At 40.5% G+C, this 3,096-nt stretch carries 2 protein-coding genes; both read right to left on the bottom strand.

Going from position 1 to position 3,096, the window contains the following annotated elements; all coding sequences use genetic code 11:
• Window positions 1-41: 41 nt before the first annotated feature.
• Window positions 42-2,285 (bottom strand): tetratricopeptide repeat protein, encoded by a 2,244-nt coding sequence (locus VB797_RS17285; protein WP_323238956.1) that lies wholly within the window; start codon window positions 2,283-2,285, stop codon window positions 42-44.
• Between the two features lie 262 nt (window positions 2,286-2,547).
• Window positions 2,548-2,727: a photosystem II assembly protein Psb34 gene (gene psb34, locus VB797_RS17290; RefSeq protein WP_323238957.1), complete on the bottom strand. Its 180-nt coding sequence runs from the start codon at window positions 2,725-2,727 to the stop codon at window positions 2,548-2,550.
• Window positions 2,728-3,096 lie beyond the last annotated feature (369 nt).

Here is a 3,096-nt window from a genome sequence, read left to right on the forward strand (position 1 = left end):
CCCCATTACCAATTCCCCATTACCAATTACCAATTTATAATTTACAACTTCGGTAAAATCTCCGGTAATAACTGTCCGGGAATTTTGGATAAAGCTAAATTTTGTCCTTGAATTCCTAATTCGTCGTGAAAGCCGCGAATTGTTTTAACCATATAAGAAATTGTGCTTTGATGAGCTTCTGAATCTTTACTTATTCCTGTCAAAGCTTGTAAATGATTCTCTAATGCTTTTTCTAAATATTGGGAACGAATAGATTTATCCTCTGTAAAAAATTTGTCCGTTGCTAGCTGATGATTTGCTAAACCTAAATTATTATGAGTTGCAAACACATCGAAACTTAAAGATACACCTTTAAGTGAATGAGCTAAAGCTAAGGCTTCATCATAAGCCTCAATACACATTTTTAAATACTTTAATTTATTGTGTTTGTCTGTATCGGATTGATTTGCTAAATGCCAGTAGGCTGTACCAAGGTTATTTTGTGTAGCGGCACAAGCTGTAGGAACGTTCGCTGAAGTACGATACTTTAATGCTTCGTTATAAGCGTCGATCGCTAATTGCAAGTTTTCGGTTGGCTGTTCGTATTGTGCAAGATTCCAATAAGCTGTACCAATATTATTTTGAATCATTCCGTATTTTAACGGTTCTTGGTCGGAATTATAATACAAAAGGGCATGGCTATAAGCGATCGCAGCTTGCTTTAAGTTTGCTACGGGTTGACTATATTGCGCTAAGTGCCAATAAGCAGTACCTAAATTATTTTGGCAGGCTGCATACTTTAATGGTTCCATTTCGGCTGTACGAAAACGTAAAGCTTCTGTATATGCTGTGACTGCATTTTGCCAGTTCTGGTCTGGATTGTTAAAACGAGCTAAGTCACCATAAGCCGTTCCCAAATTGTTCTGCACTCTCGCATAAGTTTCTGAGTGGGTTTCGGGTGAAATCAACTTCAGCGCTAATTCGTAAAATTCAATACCTTGCTCAATATAAGCTGGACCTTCCTGAGAATTAGGTGGTGTGCGGTACAGCATCCAATACAGCGTACCTAAATCATTTAACACGTCTGGCACCACCGGGGAAGAATCATCATAAGAAATAGATTCTTGATATGCCAGAATTGCCACCATTAAGTTTTCTAAAGTTGATTGTCCCTGTTCTATACGGATGCGATAAATATTTCCTAAGCGATAATAAGCAGCGCCAATATCTGCTTCATCCGCTTGTTGTGAATGTAAATCTTCAATTTCTTGCAAAATTTGCTGTACTTGCAAGTTTTGTTCTGGGTCGTCGGCGATTGTAGTGCCGATAGTTGCTAATATTAGCTCGGTTAGCTCTTTGCTAATATGAGGCAAATCTGACGAGTTAGGAATATTGCTCGGACTATTTCTCCGGATCGGTTGGACATTTTCCTCCTGCTGCATTCCAGGAACAAACACTTCCAATGCTGATAGCGGATTTTCTTCCTTTACAAAGGATTCTGCTTGCAGTTCTTCGGAATTACCCGAATTACGAAGTGTTGGTAATACTGGAAAATCCAAATCTTCCCCAAACTCCAAATCGCCGTCACCAAGTGGAATTGCTAATTGTTCGCCGATCAGTGGTTCTTCCACAGAGTCAAAATCTAAACTTCTCTGTACGGAAAAACGTCGTGGCGCACTTCTGGTTTGAGTTGTGGGAGTTGGTTCACCAGCAAACAAGAACACACCCGTCCGACAACGCCAAAACTGTGGTGCAGACTGTTGAATTGCGTGTAACCAAGGACGCGGAACCCATAGTAACAAACTTGATTCTAAAAATCTGCTGTCTTTTTGGCTTGACAGGTGCTGTTCTGTTAAACGCAGGTAATGTAAAAATAAACGCTGTATCGCAACAGGTTGTCTAGTTAACTGTTCCGTACCCACCATTTGAAATGATGGTATTGGCAAAGCTTTCCCTGGTACATCTTTAGAACCACCTACAACCGGCGGGGGATAATTCGTTAACCATTGATTTATTTGCGCTATGGGATTTGGGTCGTTTAAATTCAACCGTAAAGTGACCAATCTCGGGTAAGCTGGCGTACTAGCTTCAGATTCAATACTGATAGGCTGATACAACACCTGACCTACGGGATATGCCAAAGTTGAATGTAAACGAGCCGCCACCTGATTTCTCAGGTTTAAATCGTCACATACCGCCATGAAAATTTGTCTTCGCAAGCCTAAACCTAAAGCAAGTTTCAAGCGGTGATATACTTGCCGGTTCCAAGCTGAATTGTCCGATCGCACAGTATCCTTTAAGCTCATAGCGGCTCATCATCAGCCAAATGCAGTTTACTTCCCTTTAGGGACTATATATAAGCAGCAACCTTCGTTGTGACTATGACTACGATTTTCAGATAATTATTGCATTGCTCAGGAAAAATCCACTCTTTCAGGTTTTACTGACATTAGAAGTTCTATTTTATACCCAAACATCCTTAGCATTTTAACAAATAAAAAACCAGGCTCCTAAATAAATTGGAACCTGTGATACCAAAAATAGATGAATTTTTGTTAGAAACTTATATTAACCAACATTAGACACTGAGAAGGCGACGAAAAATAAACTTCCAAGTAATACCGCAGCACCAATTCCTAAAACAAGATAAGTTACCTGTTGCTTTTTATTAGGAGGTTCAGCCTTGTAAACCTTTGGCTCGCGAGCAAAATTATTTAAACGACCGCCTTCTTCTGTGGTATATGGCATAATCAAAATCCTTATTTTTCTGTCAATATTATTTTACATTGCCCGAGTTCGCAATTAATCACTCCGAACACGGATTAAATGGATGACACTGATTAATAACTCCAGTGGTACTAACTCCTAACTCCTAACTCCGGTGGTACTAACTCCGGTGGTACTAACTCCTAACTCCGGTGGTACTAACTCCTAACTCCTAACTCCGGTGGTACTAACTCCGGTGGTACTAACTCCTAACTCCGGTGGTACTAACTCCTAACTCCGGTGGTACTAACTCCGGTGGTACTAACTCCGGTGGTACTAACTCCGGTGGTACTAACTCCGGTGGTACTAACTCCGGTGGTACTAACTCCGGTGGTACTAACTCCGGTGGTA

Origin of the sequence: Rivularia sp. UHCC 0363, assembly GCF_034931125.1 — a bacterium.
Classification (GTDB): domain Bacteria; phylum Cyanobacteriota; class Cyanobacteriia; order Cyanobacteriales; family Nostocaceae; genus Rivularia.

Coding starts and splice junctions, on each gene's coding strand:
- VB797_RS17285 (WP_323238956.1), bottom strand. CDS start 2,285: ATGAGCTTAAAGGATACTGTGCGATCGGACAATTCAGCTTGGAACCGG.
- psb34 (WP_323238957.1), bottom strand. CDS start 2,727: ATGCCATATACCACAGAAGAAGGCGGTCGTTTAAATAATTTTGCTCGC.